Here is an 18,981-nt window from a genome sequence, read left to right on the forward strand (position 1 = left end):
TAGCGTGTATGTGTGCCGTCTTTTTCTTGTTTCTGTACCGTGGCGGCGCGCCAGAGGATCTCCACGGGGAGGTTGGGGCGGCAGGTGAAGGGGGGTAAGGGGACCGGCGGGGGCCTTTTCGGCAGTCGGGGCAGCGGCGGGCGCGGCCGCCTCCTGGGAGCAGCCGGCGGCCAGGGCCACGGCCAGCGGAAGGAGCATCAGCGGATTACGCATGAATCGGGACCGTTACGGGGATCAAACCCCAATGGTACCTCCCTCCGGCCCCGCAGGCGTTGCGCGGTGCGGGGTAATGGCGGCCAAGGCCGATCCTGCGCCCCGGGCGCATGCCAATCAAGGTTGGCATCTACAGGCAGGTGCCAATTTTGGTTGGCACGGATCCATCAACGCATGCAGCAGGCCCGTGCCGACCAAGGTCGGCACCCACCAGAGCGGATCACCGCAGCGGGCCAGTGCCAACCAAGGTTGGCACCCACCAGAGCAGGAATTACAGCTTGTAGCCGGAGTGGATCGAAACGATGCCGCCGGTCAGGTTCTTGTAGTGGCAGCGCTCGAAACCGGCCTGACCCATCATCGCCTTCAGTTCATCCTGCGGCGGGTGCTTGCGGATGCTCTCGGCCAGGTACTGGTAGCTGTCCGAATCGTTGGCGAACAGCTTGCCCAGCTTGGGCAGGATCTTGAACGAGTGGAAGTCGTAGATCGGCTTGAACCAGTCCGCGGTGACTTCGGAGAACTCCAGCACGCGGGCCTGGCCGCCCACCTTCAGCACGCGGTACATCTCACGCAGGCCAGCGTCCTTGTCGGTCACGTTGCGCAGGCCGAAGGCGATGGTGACCAGGTCGAAGCTGTTGTCCGGGAACGGCAGGGCCTCGGCGTTGCACTGCACGTAGTCCAGGCCGAGCACCAGGCCGCGGTTGGTCAGGCGGTCACGGCCGACCGACAGCATGCCGGCGTTGATGTCGCCCAGCACCACCGAGCCCTCGGCGCCGACGCGCTCCTTCAGCAGGGCGGCGATGTCGCCGGTGCCGCCTGCCAGATCGAGCACGCGGTCGCCCGGCTTCACCTGCGCGGTGGCCACGTAGTAGCGCTTCCACGCCCGGTGCACGCCCAGGCTCATCAGGTCGTTCATCAGGTCGTAGTTGCGCGCGACCGAGGTGAACACCTGGCCGACCAGCTTCTGCTTGTCCTTGGCGGCGACGTCGCGGAACCCGAAATGGGTGGTACCGGCTTTGTAGGGGGATTCGCTCATGGCCCCGATTATCGCACCGCCGGGGGCCAGCGGCACCCCCTGCCCGTATCATGGCGGGCCACGACTTACCGGAGCCCCGCATGATCACCACGCCCGACTACCAGGCCCTGCTGCAGACCGCCATCGCCGAAGCCCGCCAGGGCCTGGCCGAAGGCGGCGTGCCGATCGGCGCGGCGCTGTACCACAACGACGGCCGCCTGCTCGGCTGTGGCCACAACCGCCGCGTGCAGGAAGGTGACCCGTCCGTGCACGGCGAAACCGATGCGTTCCGCAAGGCCGGCCGCCAGCGCCGTTACCAGGACACCATCATGGTCACCACACTGGCCCCGTGCTGGTACTGCTCGGGGCTGGTGCGCCAGTTCAACATCGGCACCGTGGTGGTGGGCGAATCGCGCACCTTCCAGGGCGGCATCGACTGGCTGCGGGAAAACGGCGTCAACGTGATCGACCTGGACAGCCAGGAATGCGTGGACCTGCTGGGCGGCTTCATTGCGCAGCACCCGGAGATCTGGAACGAAGACATCGGTGAATGATCACCACGCAGTGTCCTGTTGAACCCGCTTAATGAACGCTTCAGTGCCGGCACGCCCTAGTGCCGGCAGCGTTTGCGGCCATTGCCGTGAACCCGTGCACAGTCAGCTGCGCAACGTGCACACGCTGCGGTAACACCCCACCCGGCCGCCGCGCCTAGGGTGGGGGTTACCGGGACTTCTTTCCCCGGCGGAGCCAGCCATGTGCGCGCACGCCGTACGCCCCACGCCCGACCCGATCCTCGACGCCATCCGCAAGCGCCTGCAGCAGCACTATGCGCTGCACCAGCGTGGCGCGCTGTTCTGGACCGCCTACCAGAGCCTGCAGCTGGAACTGGTACGCGGCCACCCGCTCGACCATGAGCGCCTGTGCAATGCGATGGCAGACATGGCCGAAGACCTCGGCGCGGTCGAGCACGCGCAACTGATAGGCAATCGCAACGCCAGCTGCACATCGCGCTGACGCGGCTTCCACTGCCTCATCGGCCACACTCGGATGAACCCCCACTCCCTTTCCACTCAACCGAACTGGATTGTCATGCACGCCGAAGTCCCCACCATTCCCCCGGTCATCAACGTTGACGCCGAGCTTGACCACTGGCGCCGCCAGCATGCCGACGGCGCACTACTGCACAACTCGTTCGGCTCCTACGTACCGTGGATCAAGTTCGCCTGTGATTCGCTGATCACCCAGCCGCGCGCCAGCAATGCGCAGCGCGACGAGATGTTCCAGACCCAGTACGCCCTGCAGATCATGCCGCGCCTGAGCGAAGCCCAGGCCCGCGAATTCGTTGATCGTTGCTGGCAGCACGTCTACCAGACCAGCCCGGTGCGCCTGCAGGACGCGCCACGCCTGCGCGCCTGACGGCTGCACGGCCCCTGCACGAGCCACTGCCGATCATCCTCGTCACCTGAGTGGGACGACGACGATGAAAGCACGCAACCTGTTCAATACGATCGCCAAGAAGGCCGCGGCCGCCACCGGCTCGCCGTGGACCTTCCTGGCCGCGGTAGCGATCGTGGTGATCTGGGGCATCAGTGGCCCGGTGTTCGGTTTCAACGACACCTGGCAGCTGGTGATCAATACCGGCACCACCATCATCACCTTCCTGATGGTGTTCCTGATCCAGCACACGCAGAACGCGGACACCGCCGCGATGCAGATCAAGCTGGACGAGCTGATCCGGGCGACGGCCGAAGCCAACAACGAACTGTTGGATCTGGAAGAACTGGACGAGGAACGGCTGGAAGAGATCCGGCGCGAGTACGAGCAGATGGCGCGCGAAGCCGGCGACGCGCTGGCGCGGGTGCGCGCCTGCCATGCAGCGCGGCGCGACGATGAAGCGGTGTAGCGGGTCCTGAAATGACAATGCCGGCCAGTGGCCGGCACTACCATCGATCACCAGGTAGGTGCCAACCTTGGTTGGCACGGATGCGTCAGCGCAGGTGGCTGGCCCTGTGCCAACCAAGGTTGGCACCTACCAGAAGCGCGGACTACCCGCGCTCGTGCCAGCCGCCGCCCAGCACCTTGTACAGGGTGATGCGGTTGGCCTGCTGCGCCAGTTGCGCCTGCAGCTGGGTCTGTTGCGCGTTGTAGGCGGTACGCCGCGCATCGAGCAGGGTGACGAAGCTGTCCAGGCCTGCGTCGTAACGCGCCTGCGACAGGCGGTTGGCCTGTTCGGCCGCGTCCACCAGGCGCTGCTGTGAACTCACCTGCTCATCCAGGCTGACATTCAATGCCAGCGCATCGGCGGTTTCGCGGAACCCCACCTGGATCGACTTCTCGTACTGCGCCAGTGCGATATCACGATCGGCGTTGGCAATGGCCAGGTTGGCGCGCAGCTTGCCGCCCTGGAAGATCGGCAGGGTGATCTTCGGCAGGAAACTCCACACCCGCGTTCCGCTGTCGAACAGGTTGGACAGTTCGCTCGAGCCACTGCCGATGCTGCCGGTCAGCGAGATGCTCGGGAAGAACGCAGCACGTGCCGCACCGATGTTGGCGTTGGCGGCCAGCAGCTGGTGTTCGGCGGCCATGATGTCCGGGCGCTGCAGCAGCACGTCGCTGGGCAGGCCGGCCGGCGGCGGTGCCAGTGCCAGCAGCTGCGGTTCGATGCTGTCCGGCAGCAGTGCCGGATCCAGCTGGCCACCGGCCAGCAGCGCCAGCGCATTGCGGTCCTGGGCCAGCTGGCCACGCAGGCGTGCAGCGTCCGTACGTGCGGTCTCGACCAGGGTACGGGTCTGGGTCAGCTCCAGCGCCGAACTGCCACCACGTTCGTGGCGGGCCTCGGCCAGGCGCAGCGAATCCTCGTAGGTCTTCAGCGTGGCATCGGCGATCTTCAGCCGCTGCGCATCGGCACCGTAGGTCAACCATGCGGTGGCCGTCTCGGCCACCAGGCTCAACTGCGCGTTGCGGCGGTTGGCGGCCACGGCGAAGTACTGCTGCAGCGCCGCTTCGCTGAGATTGCGCACGCGGCCGAACAGGTCCAGCTCGAACTCGGCCACGCCGACACCGGCGGTGAACTGCTCGGTGACGCCGGCGTCGGTGCCACGGCGATCCATCTGGCCGGTGACGGCCACGCCGGGCACCCGGTCGGCGCGCTGTACGCGGTACTGGCCGCGCGCGCGTTCAACGTTGAGTACAGCCACGCGCAGGTCGCGGTTGTTCTGCAGCGACTGGTCGATCACCTGCTGCAGGCGCGCATCGGTGAAGAAGTCGCGCCAGCCGACGGCGGCGACATCGGCCACCTCGCCCTGCGTGGCCTCGGCCGGCCACTGCGCCGGAATCGCCGGAGCGACAGCGGTGTTCTTCGGCACCAGGGTGGAGCAGCCAGCGAGCGTGAGCACGGCGGCAATGGAAAGGAACAGGGATGCACTTTTCATGGGAATGACTTCCATCGGTACTGCCGGATGGCAGGAGGTAGTGCCGGCCGCTGGCCGGCAACCTCGTTGGATTCACATCAAGCGAGTAGTAAGTGCCGGCCAGCGGCCGGCACTACCGTTTCAGGTCACGTCGTGGATTTGCGCTTGAACACGCGCTGCACCACCACGAAGAACAGCGGCACGAAGAACACGCCGAGCACGGTGCCGACGATCATGCCGCCGAGCACGCCGGTGCCGATCGCCTGCTTGGCGCCGGAACCCGCACCGGTGGAGATCGCCAGCGGTACCACGCCCATGCCGAAGGCCAGCGAGGTCATCACGATCGGACGCAAGCGGTCGCGCACGGCATGCATGATCGATTCGATCAGGCCTGCGCCCTTCTCCAGGTTCTCCTTGGCGAACTCGACGATCAGGATCGCGTTCTTGCTGGTCAGGCCCACCGTGGTCAGCATCGCCACCTGGAAGTAGATGTCGCGTTCCAGGCCCTTGAAGGTGTTGGCCAGCACCGCGCCGAGGATGCCCAGCGGGGCCGCCAGCAGCACCGCGGTCGGCACGCTCCAGCTTTCATACATCGCGGCCAGGCACAGGAACACGATCATCAGCGACAGCGTGTACAGCAGCGGCGTCTGCGAGCCGGCCTGACGTTCCTGGTACGACATCGCCGTCCACTCGATGCCGAAGCCCTGCGGCAGCTGCTTGGCCAGCTGTTCGATCTCGGCCATGGCATCACCGGAGGCGACACCCGGGGCCGGTTCGCCCTGGATTTCCATTGCCGACACACCGTTGTAGCGCTCAAGACGCGGCGAACCGTAGTCCCAGTGCTTGGTGGCGAACGCGCTGAACGGCACCATCTCGCCCTTGTCGTTCTTCACGGACCAGAGATCGAAGTCCTCCGGCACCATGCGGAACGGCTGGTCGGCCTGCACGAACACACGCTTGACGCGGCCACGATCGACGAAGTCGTCGATGTACGAGCTGCCCCATGCGGCGGCCAGCGTGCCGTTGACCTGGTCGATCGACAGCCCCAGCGAAGTCGCCTTGGCCGCGTCGATGTCGATGCGGAACTGCGGCGTGTCTTCCTGGCCGTTCGGGCGCACGTTGGCCAGCTTCTTGCTGCCCGCAGCGAGGCCCAGCAGCTGGTTGCGCGCGGCCACCAGTGCCTCGTGGCCCTGGCCGCTGTTGTCCTTCAGGAAGAAGGTGTAACCCGAGGCAGTACCCAGCTCCGGAATGGCCGGCGGCGGGAAGGCGAAGATGAAGGCATCCTTGATCTGGCCCAGCGCCGCCATCGCACGACCGGTGATCGGCATCACGCCGTTGTCGGCATCACGCTCGCTCCAGTCCTTCAGCTTGACGAATGCCATGCCGGCGTTCTGGCCCATGCCGGCGAAGCTGAAGCCCTGCACCGAGAACACCGAGTCCACCGCATCCTTCTCGTTCTGCAGGAAGTGGTTTTCCAGTGCCGCGATCGATTCCAGCGTACGTTCCTGGGTGGCACCCACCGGCGCCTGCACCAGCGCCATCAGCACGCCCTGGTCTTCGTTGGGCAGGAACGAGCTGGGCAGGCGCACGAACAGCACGCCCATCAGCACGAACAGTGCCGCCACGATGCCCATGAAGCGCCACGGGCGGTGGATGATGCCGCGCACGCCGCGCTGATAGCTTTCGCTGGTGCGGTCGAAGCCACGGTTGAAGCCGTTGAAGAAACGACCGGACCAGCCCTTGTGTGCGACGTGATGCTCACCCTTCTTCAGCGGCTTGAGCATGGTCGCGCACAGCGCCGGGGTCAGCACGATCGCGACCAGCACCGACAGCGCCATCGCCGAAACGATCGTGGCCGAGAACTGGCGATAGATCACGCCGGTGGAGCCGCTCATGAAGGCCATCGGCACGAACACCGCCGACAGCACCAGGCCGATACCCACCAACGCGCCGGTGATCTGGCCCATCGACTTGCGGGTAGCCTCGAGCGGCGACAGTCCTTCCTCGGACATGATGCGCTCGACGTTCTCCACCACCACGATGGCATCGTCCACCAGCAGGCCGATCGCCAGCACCATCGCGAACATGGTCAGCATGTTCACCGAGAAGCCCAGCATCGCCAGCACGCCGAAGGTACCCAGCAGCACCACCGGCACGGCGATGGTCGGGATCAGGGTGGCGCGGAAGTTCTGCAGGAACAGGTACATCACCACGAACACCAGCACGATCGCTTCGATCAGGGTCTGCACCACGCCCTTGATCGACACGCGCACGAACGGGGTCGTGTCGTACGGGATCTCGGCCTTCAGGCCGGCCGGGAAGAAGTTCTTCATGTCCTTCAGCGCGGCATCCACGCCGGCGGCGGTATCCAGCGCGTTGGCGCCGGTGGCCAGGGTGACCGCCAGGCCGCTGGCCGGCTGGCCGTTGTAGCGGGTGACGAAGTCGTACGATTCCGCACCCAGCTCGACGCGGGCGACATCACCCAGGCGCAGCTCGGCACCGTCCTGCGCACCGCGCACGATGATGTTGCGGAACTGTTCCGGGGTCTGCAGGCGCGACTGCGCGTTGATGGTGGCGTTGAGCTGCTGGCCCTTGATCGACGGCGCACCGCCGAGCTGGCCGATGGCCACCTGGGCGTTCTGTGCCTTGATCGCTGCGGTCACTTCCGCAACCGACAGGCCATAGGTATGCAGCTTGTTGGGGTCCAGCCAGATGCGCATGGCGTACTTGCCACCGAACACCTGGATGTTGCCCACGCCCGGCACGCGGCTCAGACGGTCGACGACATTGGAACCGACGTAGTCGGCGATGTCGTTGGCGTCCATGCTGCCGTTCTCGGACACGAACGCGATGACGTTCAGGAAGCCCGAGCTGGACTTGGCCACGTTGATGCCCTGCCGCTGCACTTCCTGCGGCAGCAGCGGCATGGCCAGCTGCAGCTTGTTCTGCACCTGCACCTGGGCGATGTCCGGGTTGGTGCCGCTCTCGAAGGTCAGGGTGATGGTGGCCTGGCCGTTGGACGAGCTGTTGGAGGAGAAGTAGATCAGGCCATCAAGGCCCTTCATGTTCTGCTCGATGATCTGCGTCACCGAGTCCTCGACCACCTTGGCCGATGCACCCGGGTAGGTGGCGCTGATTTCCACCGCCGGCGGTGCGACGTTGGGGTACATCGAGACCGGCAGCTTGAACAGGGCCAGGCCGCCGGCGAGCATGATGATGATGGCGATCACCCATGCAAAGATGGGTCGATCGATGAAAAAGCGTGCCATGGGGTTCTCCGCTTACTTCGCGTCGCCGGCCGGAGCGGCAGGCTGGGCGGCCGCTGCCGGCTTGGCCGGAGCAGCGCCCTTCTCGGTGGCCTTGACCGGCATGCCGGGGCCGATCTTCTGCAGGCCTTCGACGATGACCTTGTCGCCGGCCTTCAGACCGTCCTCGACCAGCCACTTGTCGCCAACCGTGCGGCTGACCTTGACCGGGCGCACTTCGACCTTGTTGTCCTTGTCGACCACCATCGCGGAGGTGTCACCCTTCGGATCGCGGGCGATGCCGGCCATCGGTACCAGCACCGCATCGCTGCGCACGCCGCCGCCGATCACCGCGCGCACGTACATGCCCGGCATCAGCAGGCCATCCGGGTTGTCCACCTTCACGCGCAGGCCGAAGCTGCCGGTAGCCGGATCGACGCTGACTTCGGAGAACTCCAGCGTGCCCTTGTGCTCGAAGGTGCTGCCGTCTTCCATCAGGATGCTGACCGGCAGCGTCTGGTTGTCCTGCAGGCGGCCGGCGGCCAGTTCGCGGCGCAGCTGCAGCAGCTCGGCCGAGGACTGGGTCAGGTCGACATAGATCGGGTCCAGCTGCTGCACGGTGGCCAGTGCATTGGCCTGGCCGGCGTTGACCAGCGCACCCTGGGTGACGCTGGACTTGCCGATGCGGCCGCTGATCGGCGCAGTGATTCGGGCGTAGCCGAGGGTGACGTTGGCCGCATCCAGCGATGCCTTGGCGGCGCCGACGTCTGCTTCGGCCTGCTTCTGCGCGGCCACGGCGTTTTCCAGATCCTGCTGGCTGACCGCGTCGACCTTGGCCAGCTCGGTGATGCGCTTGGCGCTCAGGCGGGCGGCATTGGCAGTGGCTTCGGCACGGGCCAGCTGGGCGCGGGCGTTGTTGGCCTGGGCCCGGTAGCTGGCGTCGTCGAGCTGGTACAGCGGCTCGCCGGCCTTGACCATGCCACCTTCGGTGAACAGGCGCTTGGCGACGATGCCATTGACCTGCGGGCGCACTTCGGCAACCAGGAAGGCATTGGTACGGCCCGGCAGTTCGCGGGTCAGGCCCACGGTCTCGGACTTCAGCGTGACCACGGTGACGTCACCCGGGCCCTGTTCGGGGGCCTGGGGTTGGCCGCCGCAGGCAGCCACGGTCGCGGCGATTGCCAGCGACAGTGCAAAGGGTCGGATTCGGCTCAGCAACATGACGGAAAGGCTCTTGGAGGAAAGGGTCTCAGCCAGCGCTGATACGGCGGACCCTCCACCAGCAAAGGTGAAGACCGTGCGAACAGCGCCCACCCGGGTGGAGTGGGAGCCGGACAGGCCTGCCACGCACACGACGGGAATGATGGGAACGAAATATACATACATGCTTGTTTGTTTGTAAACCGGTACAATTCAGCCACGTTTCACCCGCACTCGTACCCTACCCATGGCCCGCAAGACCAAAGAGGACACCCAGGCAACCCGGGAAGGCATCCTTGACGCCGCCGAAGCCTGCTTCCATGAACACGGCGTGGCCCGTACCACGCTGGAGATGATCGGCGCCCGCGCCGGCTATACCCGTGGCGCGGTCTATTGGCACTTCAAGAACAAGAGCGAGGTGCTGGCCGCGATCGTCGAACGGGTGCACCTGCCCTTCATGCAGGAACTGGAACGCACCTCCACCGACCAGCGCGACACGCCGGTGCACGACCTGCGCGCGGTGATGATCCACTCGTTCATCGAGCTGTCCGAAGATGAACGCCTGCGCAAGACCATGGAGATCATGCTGCGCAGCGATGCCTCGGCCGACACCAAGGTGCTGACCGAAATGCAGCAGGCCGGATTCCGCGATGCGCTGGACCGGATGGAACGTGCCCTGCGCCGCGCCCGCGATCTGGGCCAGCTCCGCGAAGGCGCCGACCCCAAGATCGCCGCGCGCATGCTGCATGCCACCGTGCTGGGCGTGCTGCACGGGGCGATGGTCGAACCGGACCTGATGGATCTCAAGCGCGACGGCATGCTCGCACTGGACATGACCCTGGCCGCCTACGTGAAGGACGGCGTGTTCGTGCCTGGCACCGTGCCCGAGCCGCTGCCCGAAGCGTGAGTGGCGCTGCTGCCGCCACCGCCGCACCCATCTGAGGGCAGGCCCATGATCCTGGACAACGTGGTGTGGGGCTTCATCGGCTGCGGCAGTGTCACCGAGAAGAAGAGCGGCCCCGCCCTGGCCAGCACACCCGGCTCACGGGTGGCAGCGGTCATGCGCCGCAATGCGGCCTTGGCCGAGGATTACGCGCGGCGCCATGCCATTCCCCGCTGGTACGCGGACGCCGATGCGCTCATCGCCGATCCGGAAGTGAACGCGGTGTACGTCGCAACGCCGCCCTCGACGCACACGCAGTACGCGCTGCAGGCGATAGCCGCAGGCAAGCCGGTCTACATCGAAAAGCCGATGGCCATGGATCACGCGGAATGCGAACGCGTGCTGGAGGCCAGCGCGCGCTGCGGCGTGCCGGTGTTCGTGGCCTACTACCGCCGCGCCCTGCCCCGCTTCGCACAGGTGAAGCAGCTGCTGGACAACGGCGCGATCGGTACGCCGCGCAGCGTGCGCGCCACCCTGCATCGGCCGCATTCGGCGAATGCCGCATCGCCGGACTTCTGGCGGACCAACCCGGCGATCGCCGGCGGCGGCCTGTTCGTCGACCTGGGCTCGCATACCCTGGACCTGCTCGACCATCTGCTGGGGCCACTGAGCGAAGTGCGTGGCCTGGCCAGTTCGTTGACCGGCGCCTACCCCGCCGAAGACAGCGTCTCGATGTGCTTCCGCACCGGGGCGGGGGCGCACGGCATCGCGCAATGGAGTTTCTGCGCCTTCCGTCGCCAGGATGAGATCGAGATCACCGGCGACCACGGGCAGCTGCGCTTTGCCACCTTCGAGGACGTTCCGGTGGTTCTGGAGACCGAAGCGGGCGTGCAGGCATTCGATATCCCGAACCCGCCATCGGTCCAGCAGCCGTTGATCGCCGCCCTCGTGGACGAACTGCGCGGCAACGGCCGTTCGCCTTCGACCGGCACCAGCGCCGCCCGCACCAGTGCGGTGATCGACCAGGTGCTGCAGGCCTACCGCGCCCGGCACCCGCACTGACCGCCAACAAAAAGGCCGCCTTTCGGCGGCCTCATGCTTTGCAGCGTCGGCATTACAGGATGTAGCGGCTCAGGTCCGGATCCTGCACCAGCTCACCCAGATGCGCATCGACATAAGCACTGTCGATGGCCAGGGTCTCGCCGTCGCGGTCCGGTGCCTCGTAGCTGAGCGAATCCAGCAGGCGCTCCAGCACCGTATGCAGGCGACGGGCACCGATGTTCTCCTGGCGCTCGTTCACCTGGAAGGCGATCTCGGCCAGGCGATCGATGGCGTCGGCGGTGAAGCTGACCTTGACGCCCTCGGTAGCCAGCAGCGCTTCGTACTGCTTGGTCAGCGCGGCCTTCGGCTCGGTCAGGATGCGCACGAAATCGTTCTTGCTCAGCGCACCCAGTTCAACGCGGATCGGAAAGCGACCCTGCAGCTCCGGAATCAGATCGCTGGGCTTGGCCAGGTGGAACGCACCGGAGGCGATGAACAGGATGTGGTCGGTCTTGATGGTGCCGTACTTGGTGGACACGTTGGAGCCTTCCACCAGCGGCAGCAGATCGCGCTGCACGCCTTCACGCGACACGTCGCCACCGCCCACGTTGTCACCACGCTTGGCAACCTTGTCGATCTCGTCGATGAAGACGATACCGTGCTGCTCGCAGGCCTCGATCGCCGCGGTACGGATGTCGTCTTCGTTGACCAGCTTGCCGGCCTCTTCTTCCACCAGCAGCGGACGTGCAGCCTTGATGGTCAGCGTGCGCTTGTGCGCCTTGGCGCCACCGCCGAGGTTGGCGAACATCGACTTCAGCTGCTGGCCCATTTCCTCCATGCCCGGCGGGGTCATGATGTCCATGCTGACGTTGGCGGCCAGGTCGAGCTCGATCTCGCGCTCGTCCAGCTCACCGTTGCGCAGCATCTTGCGGAACTTGATGCGGGTCTCGTTGTCCTGCGCCGACGGTTCGTTGCGGGCGACTTCCGGATCGAAACCGATGCCACCGCTGCGGCGCGGCAGCAGCGCATCGAGGATGCGGTCTTCGGCGCGTTCTTCGGCCTGGGTACGCACGCGCACCTTGGCCTGTTCGCGATAGAGCTTGACGGCGGTATCGGCCAGGTCACGGATGATCTGCTCGACGTCCTTGCCGACGTAGCCGACTTCGGTGAAGCGGGTGGCTTCAACCTTCACGAACGGTGCATTGGCCAGGGTGGCCAGGCGGCGCGCGATTTCGGTCTTGCCGACGCCGGTCGGGCCGATCATCAGGATGTTCTTCGGCATCACTTCATTGCGCAGCTCAGGCACCAGCTGCATGCGGCGCCAGCGGTTGCGCAGGGCGATGGCCACGGCGCGCTTGGCGTCGTGCTGGCCCACGATATGCCGGTCCAGTTCCTGCACGATCTCGCGCGGGGTCATGGTGGCGGAGGAAACTTCGATCTTCGACATGGATGTGCTCACGGATTCAGTGTCGGTCGTGCCGGCCGCTGGCCGGTAACCAGGCACGCGTGCGGGGGATCATGAGGTTGCCGGCCAACAGCCGGCACGACCCTCACAGCTCCTCGACCACCACGTTGCGGTTGGTGTAGATGCAGATATCGCCGGCAATGCCGATCGCTTCGCTGGCGATGGTGCGCGCATCCAGTTCGGTGTGCGCCATCAACGCACGTGCGGCCGACAGCGCATAGGAACCGCCGGAACCGATGGCGATGATGCCGTCCTCCGGTTCGATCACATCGCCGGTGCCGCTGATGATCAGCGAGGTTTCCTTGTCGGCCACGGCCAGCAGGGCTTCAAGCTTGCCGAGGCGGCGCTCGGTGCGCCAATCCTTGGCCAACTCGACTGCAGCGCGCTGCAGCTGGCCGTGCTTTTCCAGCTTGGCCTCGAACAGCTCGAACAGGGTGAAGGCATCGGCGGCGGCACCGGCAAAGCCGGCCAGCACCTGGCCATCACGACCGAGGCGGCGCACCTTGCGCGCATTGCCCTTCATCACGGTGTGGCCCAGCGTGACCTGGCCGTCGCCGGCAATGGCCACGTGCTCGCCGCGACGGACGCAGACGATGGTGGTGGCGTGGAAAACGTTGGGATTCTGACTGGGGTCCATGCGGCCTCCGATAGCTGTTCCCGGGACATGGGGACAGCGCCGGGTGCGATCAAGCCTGTGCGGATGGCTGCCGTTCAGCGCTTGGCGTGCGACGGCCGGTCCGGATTGGGCTCGATGCCCCAGGCGATGTACCAGTCTTCGCCCTGCGTCTCGATCGGATGCTGGGTGCGACCGGAGCCATTGCCGCAGGCCAGTGCGTCAGCCGCGCAGTAGCGGTCGCAGCCCCAGCAGATGCGCTCGGGGTGCTTGGGGTGCAGCGGAATGGGCTTCGCCATGGTGGCGGGTTCCTCGTGGCCTGCGGCCACGATGCGCCGGCAGCGCCCGTCGTGCCCTGATCCAGATCAAGGGCGGGCTATTCAGCCTTGTCGTCCTTGCTGCGGCGCTTCGCACGTGGATGCGCCGCGTCGTAGACCTTGGCCAAGTGCTGGAAATCGAGGTGGGTGTAGATCTGGGTGGTGGCGATGTCGGCATGGCCCAGCAGCTCCTGCACGCTACGCAGATCACCGGACGATTCCAGGATATGGCTGGCGAAACTGTGCCGCAGCATGTGCGGGTGCACGTGCTTGAACAGGCCCTGGCGCTGTGCCAGCTGGCGGATGCGGATCTGCACCGCGCGTTGGCTGATCGGCCCGTTGCGGCCGGGAAACACCGGCGAGGCCGGTCCACCGCCACTTTCGGTGCGCCACGCCTGCAGTGCTTCGCGCGCTGGCCTGCCGAACGGCACGCGGCGCTGGCGATTGCCCTTGCCCAGCACGTTGACCAGGCCGCTGTCGAAATCCAGATCACGCCAGGTCAGCGCGCAGACTTCACTCAGGCGCAGGCCGGAGGAGTAGAACAGTTCCAGCAACGCGCGGTCACGGCGGCCGAGTTCACCTTCCGGCTCCAGCTCGACCAGCTGCACGGCTTCGTCGGCATCAAGCACCTGCGGCAACCGGCGCGGCGCACGCGGCGCCTTCAGCGTCGCCGCCGGACTGACCTCGATGCGCCCGTGCTTGAGCAGCCAGGCATAGAAGCTGCGGCAGGCGGACAGGCGGCGCTGCAGGCTCTTGGCCGACAGGCCACGGCGGTGCTCATCGGCGACGAACTGGCGCAGCGCCTCGGCATCGAGTGCTTCCACCGCAACACCGCGCGGCTCGGCCCAGACCGACAACGCATCCAGGTCACGGCGGTAGGCATCGAGCGTATGCGCCGACATCCGCCGCTCCACCTGCAGATGCTGCAGGAAGGCCTGTACCGCGCTCATCGTCGTCGTGTCCTGCTCAGCCCGCGAAGCGCTTCAGGCCGGTGACCAGGGCGTCGCCCATCATCCGCAGGAACAGCGTGCCCATGCCCGGATAGAAGCGGTTCGGATCGTGGCTGCCCACGGCAATCAGGCCCACGCCCGGCAACGGCAGCAGCGCGGTGGTCTGCACTTCTTCGCTGCGCACGCCGTACAGCACGGCATTCTTCTCCGGCTGCAGGCGGCCGCAGATCGGCTCGCCGTCCTTCAGGCAGTCTCGGAACGGGCCCAGCTGCGCATCATCGGCAGCGATCACCTGCAACCAGTCGGCCTGTTCCAGCCCGGCCACCGGTGCATGCACCACCAATCGCACCAGATCGCCGGCGAAATCTTCCTGCAACGAGGCAGCCATCGCACGCAGGGTATCGGCAGCGTTGTCCTGCTTCATCAGCGCCAGGGTCAGCTGATGCGTGCGCACTGCCAGGCGTTCATTGACCTGGGCAGTCGCACCCAGGTCGGCCAACCGTCGCGCCAGCTCGCGGTTCTTCTCGCGCAGCACTTCCAGCTGGTAGCTGGCCAGCGACGCGGTCGGGCCGTCGTCGCGCGGCACCACCAGGGTCAGGGCCAGGTCCGGGAACTGCTTGAGGAAGCCGGGGTGTCGCCGCAACCAGGCAGCGACTTCATGGGCTCCGAGCTTGTCGACGGTTTCGGTCATGCGATCCACTCCCCTTCGAAGACGAATGCGGTCGGGCCGGCCATCACCACCGGCTGGCCATCGCCGGGCCACTGGATGCGCAGGTCACCCCCGGGCAGGCTGATGCGCGCATCGCGCTGCAGGCGCCCGCGCTGCATCAGGGTGACGGCAGCGGCACAGGCACCACTGCCACAGGCCAGGGTTTCACCGACGCCGCGCTCGAACACGCGCAGGCGTGCATGCGCCGGGCCCATCACCTGGGCGAAGCCCACGTTCACCGAGCGCGGGAACGACGCATGCTGCTGCAGCAGCGCACCGACGCGCTCGACCGGAGCCGCATCGATCAGGCCCACTTCGATCACCGCGTGCGGATTGCCCATCGACACCGCGGCGAAGCGTACGCTCTCGCCCTGCAGCGGCAGCAGGTATTCCTCGCGTGCGTGGGCAAAGCCCATCAGCGGCACGTTGGCCGGCTCGAACGCAGGCACGCCCATGGTCACCGCGAATTGACCATCGCCAAGCACCTTCACCTCATGGCTGGCCAGCGGGCTGTCGATGACGAACTGATCACCCTGCGCACTGCCTTCGCGCACCAGCCAGGCCGCGATGCAGCGCGCGCCGTTGCCGCACTGCTCGGAGTTGGAACCGTCGGCATTCCAGATGCGGTACGAAGCCACAGAGCCTTCCGCGCGCGGCGCTTCGATGGTCAGGATCTGATCGCAGCCGACGCCGGTGTGGCGGTCGGCCAGGCGCGCGGCCAGTTCAGGCGTGGGCGGCAACGTACCGTCACGCAGGTCGATCACTACGAAATCATTGCCAGCGCCATGCATCTTGCTGAAGCGCAGCGCCTTGGAACCGGCCTTACTCATTCCCGCCGCCCACCTTCTTTGCAGGCGCAGGCGCCGGTTGCGTGGTCGGTGCAGCCGGGTCCAGGGTCGTGGCCGGGGTGCCGCTGCCCTGGGTCTCCACCGGGGTCGCTTCGGTAGCGGGCTCGGCAACCGGTTCGACGGTTTCTTCCACCGGCACCGGCTTCTGCGGCAGCACCAGCGGGCCCTTGTTGCCGCAGGCGGCGAGGAACAGCAGCGAAGCCGCTGCCAGCGGAATCAGGATGGCGTTTCGATGGGGGATCTTCATGCCCCGAGTATAGCCATTGGCGGCTGAGCGGTTGGTGCAGGGGATCGGGTTGCCGGCCAGCGGCCGGCACCACCGCAGGCGGTCAATCCGCAGGCGGCGGCAGCGGCCGGGTCCACAGCCAGATCGCCACCACGGTCATGCTGCCGATCGAGAACCACTTCACCCAGGCAATCGGCACGCACCACAGCATGATGCCGGCGCATACCGCCATGGTGATCGTGGCCATCCACTTGCCGTAGCGGCTGACTGCACCATGCGCCTGCCAGTTGGCGATGGCCGGGCCGAAGCGCGGATGCTGTAGCAGCCAGTGGTGCAGGCGCTCGGAACCACGCGAGGCGGCCCACGCCGAGATCAGGATGAATACGGTGGTCGGCAGGCCCGGCACGAAGATGCCGACGATGCCGGTGCCGAGGCTGACATAGGCCAGCAGCCACCACGCCCAGCGGAAGCGCACCACGCGCGCTGGCGTGGCGGTATCGCGGGGTGCGGGGGGTTCGGGCTGGCTCATGGCCGCAAGGATACCGGTTCGGGGTGCCAGGCAACGCCCGGCACCCCTGCGTCATTACGGCTGGACGATGCCCAGCTGCTGCAGCACGAACGCGTACGACTCGGACAGCTCGCGGTAGCGCTGGAAGCGCCCCGACTTGCCGCCGTGGCCGGCTTCCATGTTGGTGCGGAACAGGATCGGGTAGTGGCCGGTGTTGTCGTCACGCAGCTTGGCCACCCACTTGGCCGGTTCCCAGTACTGCACCTGCGAATCCCACAGGCCGGTACCCACGAACAGCGACGGGTAGGCCTGCTTCCTGACGTTGTCGTAGGGCGAGTAGGACAGCATGTAGTCGTAGTACGGCTTCTGCTCCGGGTTGCCCCACTCGTCGTACTCGTTGGTGGTCAGCGGAATGGTCGGATCGAGCATGGTGGTGACCACGTCGACGAACGGCACCTGCGCCACCATCACCCGGTAATCCTGCGGCGCCTGGTTGGCCACCGCGCCCATCAGCAGGCCACCGGCGCTGCCGCCGGAGGCGGCCACGCGATCCTTCGCCGCCCAGCCCTGTGCGATCAGGCCGCGAGTGACATCGATGAAGTCGTTGAAGGTGTTCTGCTTGTGCAGCAGCTTGCCGTTCTCGTACCAGTCGCGGCCCATTTCCTGGCCACCGCGGATGTGGGCGATGGCATACACCACGCCGCGGTCGAGCAGGCTTACCGCGGTCTGGTTGAAGTACGGGTCCATCGACATGCCGTAGCTGCCATAGGCGTACTGGAACAGCGCGCCCTTGCCGTCCTTCTGGTAGCCCTTGCGGTAGACCAGCGACACCGGCACCTTCACGCCATCGCGCGCGGTGATCCAGACGCGATCGGTTTCGTACTTCGAAGCGTCATAGCCGATCACCGGCTGCACCTTGAGCTGGCGGCGCTCACCGGTGGCGGTGTTCAGCTCGAACACGGTGGTCGGGGTGGTCATCGAGGTGTAGACGTAGCGCAGCCACGGCGTATCGGCCTCGGTGTTGTCGCCCAGGCCCATCGAGTACGCCGGCTCATCGGCCTTCACGTAGTCGCTGCGGCCATCCTTGAACAGCAGGCGGATACGCTCCAGGCCTTCGGAACGTTCGGCGATGGCGGTGTAGCCATCGAACAGTTCGAAGCCTTCGATGAACACCGCATCGTCGTGCGCGATCCAGTCCTTCCACTGCGCACGCGAGGTCGCATCGGTCGATGCGGTGACCAGCTTGAAGTTCTTCGCACCGTCGTTGGTGCGGATCACCCAGCGACCATCGTAGTGGTCGGCGTCGTACTCGACATCGCGCTGGCGCGGCGCCAATACGGTGAAATTCGTCGGGTCGCTGGCCGGCGCGTAACGCTCTTCCGAGGACACGGTGCTGTGCACGCCGATGGTGATGAAGCGATCGTCGCGGGTGCGGCCGATGCCCATGTAGAAACTGTCGTCCTTCTCTTCGTAGATGACGGTGTCGGCGCTGGCCGGGGTGCCCAGCACGTGTTTCTTCACGCGCACGGTCAGCAGCGTTTCCGGATCGTTCTCGACATACAGCACGGTGCAGTTGTCGTCGGCCCAGACCAGGTCGCCGGAGCTGCCGGTAATCACATCGGGCAGCACCTTGCCGGTGGCCAGGTCCTTGAAGCGGATGGTGTACTGGCGGCGGCCGACATCATCATCGGCCCAGGCCAGCAGCTGGTTGTTTTGGCTGACTTCCATCGAGCCGACGCTGAAGTAGCCCTTGCCGGCAGCCATCGTATTGACGTCCAGCAGGATTTCCTCGGCGGCATCCATGCTGCCCTTGCGGCGTGCGTGGATCGGGTAGTCCTGGCCGGTCTCGAAGCGGCTGTAGTACCAGTAGCCACGCTCGCGCGCCGGCACGCTGGAATCGTCCTGCTTGATGCGGCCGACGATCTCCTTGTACAGGGTGTCTTCCAGCGGCTTCAGCGGCGCCAGCAGCTGGTCGGCATAGGCATTCTCGGCCTGCAGGTAGGCCAGCATGTCCTTGTTCTCGCGCTTGTCGTCGCGCAGCCAGTAATAGTCGTCGTTGCGGGTCGCGCCGAACGGCGCCTTGACCACATGCGGATGCTTGGCGGCATCCGGCGGAACGGGCGGAGTGGCGGCGGTGGCAGTGGTGGTCATCAGGCTGGCAAGCAACAGGCAGAGGGTGGATTTCATGAAATAAGGCTCCTTGAGCCGCAATGCAATGGCGTCCTTGTGCTCGAGTCTGGGTTGCAGGAGGGTTGCGGGCAACCCTGCGGAACGTCATGGGTCGTGCCGGCCGCTGGCCCGCAGCCTAGGGATAAACAGAGGCTGGTGGTTGCCGGCCAGC

The 18,981-nt window shown here is 66.2% G+C and carries 19 protein-coding genes; 6 read left to right on the forward strand and 13 right to left on the reverse strand.

The features are described from left to right. Positions 1 to 484 precede the first annotated feature (484 nt). The gene (ubiE, locus tag EKL94_RS18280; protein ID WP_005411082.1) at positions 485 to 1,246 is read right to left on the reverse strand and encodes a bifunctional demethylmenaquinone methyltransferase/2-methoxy-6-polyprenyl-1,4-benzoquinol methylase UbiE; all 762 of its coding nucleotides are present in this window, start codon (positions 1,244 to 1,246) and stop codon (positions 485 to 487) included. 80 nt (positions 1,247 to 1,326) lie between these two features. On the opposite strand from ubiE, the gene EKL94_RS18285 reads away from it, so the two are divergent. From EKL94_RS18285 to EKL94_RS18300, 4 genes are all read left to right on the forward strand, one after another. Next, the gene (locus EKL94_RS18285) at positions 1,327 to 1,779 is read left to right on the forward strand and encodes a nucleoside deaminase (RefSeq protein WP_005411083.1); all 453 of its coding nucleotides are present in this window, start codon (positions 1,327 to 1,329) and stop codon (positions 1,777 to 1,779) included. Between the two features lie 199 nt (positions 1,780 to 1,978). Then, the gene (locus tag EKL94_RS18290) at positions 1,979 to 2,239 is read left to right on the forward strand and encodes a hypothetical protein (RefSeq protein WP_126930135.1); all 261 of its coding nucleotides are present in this window, start codon (positions 1,979 to 1,981) and stop codon (positions 2,237 to 2,239) included. A gap of 75 nt (positions 2,240 to 2,314) precedes the next feature. Continuing rightward, complete coding sequence (locus EKL94_RS18295; protein ID WP_126930136.1) at positions 2,315 to 2,641, forward strand: hypothetical protein; 327 nt, start codon at positions 2,315 to 2,317, stop codon at positions 2,639 to 2,641. 64 nt (positions 2,642 to 2,705) lie between these two features. After that, complete coding sequence (locus EKL94_RS18300) at positions 2,706 to 3,128, forward strand: low affinity iron permease family protein (protein WP_032129005.1); 423 nt, start codon at positions 2,706 to 2,708, stop codon at positions 3,126 to 3,128. 142 nt (positions 3,129 to 3,270) lie between these two features. On the opposite strand, the gene smeF is transcribed toward EKL94_RS18300, so the two are convergent. From smeF to smeD, 3 genes are all read right to left on the reverse strand, one after another. Further along, positions 3,271 to 4,671: a multidrug efflux RND transporter outer membrane subunit SmeF gene (gene smeF, locus EKL94_RS18305; protein ID WP_126930137.1), complete on the reverse strand. Its 1,401-nt coding sequence runs from the start codon at positions 4,669 to 4,671 to the stop codon at positions 3,271 to 3,273. Positions 4,672 to 4,781: 110 nt separating this feature from the next. After that, the gene (gene smeE / locus EKL94_RS18310; RefSeq protein WP_126930138.1) at positions 4,782 to 7,904 is read right to left on the reverse strand and encodes a multidrug efflux RND transporter permease subunit SmeE; all 3,123 of its coding nucleotides are present in this window, start codon (positions 7,902 to 7,904) and stop codon (positions 4,782 to 4,784) included. 12 nt (positions 7,905 to 7,916) lie between these two features. Further along, positions 7,917 to 9,101: a multidrug efflux RND transporter periplasmic adaptor subunit SmeD gene (gene smeD, locus EKL94_RS18315; RefSeq protein ID WP_094002391.1), complete on the reverse strand. Its 1,185-nt coding sequence runs from the start codon at positions 9,099 to 9,101 to the stop codon at positions 7,917 to 7,919. A 226-nt stretch (positions 9,102 to 9,327) separates the two neighbouring features. On the opposite strand from smeD, the gene smeT reads away from it, so the two are divergent. Beyond that, complete coding sequence (smeT, locus tag EKL94_RS18320) at positions 9,328 to 9,987, forward strand: efflux transporter SmeDEF transcriptional repressor SmeT (protein ID WP_126930139.1); 660 nt, start codon at positions 9,328 to 9,330, stop codon at positions 9,985 to 9,987. A 45-nt stretch (positions 9,988 to 10,032) separates the two neighbouring features. After that, positions 10,033 to 11,025 carry a Gfo/Idh/MocA family protein gene (locus tag EKL94_RS18325; protein WP_126930140.1) on the forward strand — a complete coding sequence of 331 codons (993 nt, stop codon included), beginning with the start codon at positions 10,033 to 10,035 and terminating at the stop codon, positions 11,023 to 11,025. A gap of 52 nt (positions 11,026 to 11,077) precedes the next feature. On the opposite strand, the gene hslU is transcribed toward EKL94_RS18325, so the two are convergent. The 9 genes from hslU to EKL94_RS18370 all read right to left on the reverse strand — a co-directional run bounded on the left by hslU (position 11,078) and on the right by EKL94_RS18370 (position 18,827). Next, entirely contained in the window at positions 11,078 to 12,451 is a 1,374-nt protein-coding gene (gene hslU, locus EKL94_RS18330; RefSeq protein WP_019337671.1) for an ATP-dependent protease ATPase subunit HslU, read from the reverse strand. A 103-nt stretch (positions 12,452 to 12,554) separates the two neighbouring features. After that, positions 12,555 to 13,106: an ATP-dependent protease subunit HslV gene (gene hslV, locus EKL94_RS18335; RefSeq protein WP_005411093.1), complete on the reverse strand. Its 552-nt coding sequence runs from the start codon at positions 13,104 to 13,106 to the stop codon at positions 12,555 to 12,557. A 74-nt stretch (positions 13,107 to 13,180) separates the two neighbouring features. Beyond that, positions 13,181 to 13,381, reverse strand: a complete 201-nt coding sequence (locus tag EKL94_RS18340) for a DUF3079 domain-containing protein (protein ID WP_024957056.1) — start codon at positions 13,379 to 13,381, stop codon at positions 13,181 to 13,183. A 77-nt stretch (positions 13,382 to 13,458) separates the two neighbouring features. Next, positions 13,459 to 14,349, reverse strand: a complete 891-nt coding sequence (gene xerC, locus EKL94_RS18345; protein ID WP_126930141.1) for a tyrosine recombinase XerC — start codon at positions 14,347 to 14,349, stop codon at positions 13,459 to 13,461. A gap of 16 nt (positions 14,350 to 14,365) precedes the next feature. Then, positions 14,366 to 15,040 (reverse strand): DUF484 family protein, encoded by a 675-nt coding sequence (locus EKL94_RS18350; RefSeq protein WP_099551156.1) that lies wholly within the window; start codon positions 15,038 to 15,040, stop codon positions 14,366 to 14,368. Beyond that, on the reverse strand, positions 15,037 to 15,888 hold the full coding sequence (dapF, locus tag EKL94_RS18355; protein ID WP_126930142.1) for a diaminopimelate epimerase: 852 nt from the start codon (positions 15,886 to 15,888) through the stop codon (positions 15,037 to 15,039). The genes EKL94_RS18350 and dapF overlap by 4 nt, the downstream gene beginning before the upstream one ends. Continuing rightward, complete coding sequence (gene lptM / locus EKL94_RS18360; RefSeq protein WP_126930143.1) at positions 15,881 to 16,153, reverse strand: LPS translocon maturation chaperone LptM; 273 nt, start codon at positions 16,151 to 16,153, stop codon at positions 15,881 to 15,883. Before lptM ends, dapF begins: the two co-directional genes overlap by 8 nt. An 82-nt stretch (positions 16,154 to 16,235) precedes the next feature. Further along, entirely contained in the window at positions 16,236 to 16,661 is a 426-nt protein-coding gene (locus EKL94_RS18365; protein WP_126930144.1) for a YbaN family protein, read from the reverse strand. A gap of 54 nt (positions 16,662 to 16,715) precedes the next feature. Continuing rightward, entirely contained in the window at positions 16,716 to 18,827 is a 2,112-nt protein-coding gene (locus EKL94_RS18370) for a S9 family peptidase (protein WP_126930145.1), read from the reverse strand. Positions 18,828 to 18,981 lie beyond the last annotated feature (154 nt).

It is taken from the genome of Stenotrophomonas maltophilia (assembly GCF_003970865.1).
In the GTDB taxonomy this organism is placed as follows: domain Bacteria; phylum Pseudomonadota; class Gammaproteobacteria; order Xanthomonadales; family Xanthomonadaceae; genus Stenotrophomonas; species Stenotrophomonas maltophilia_AR.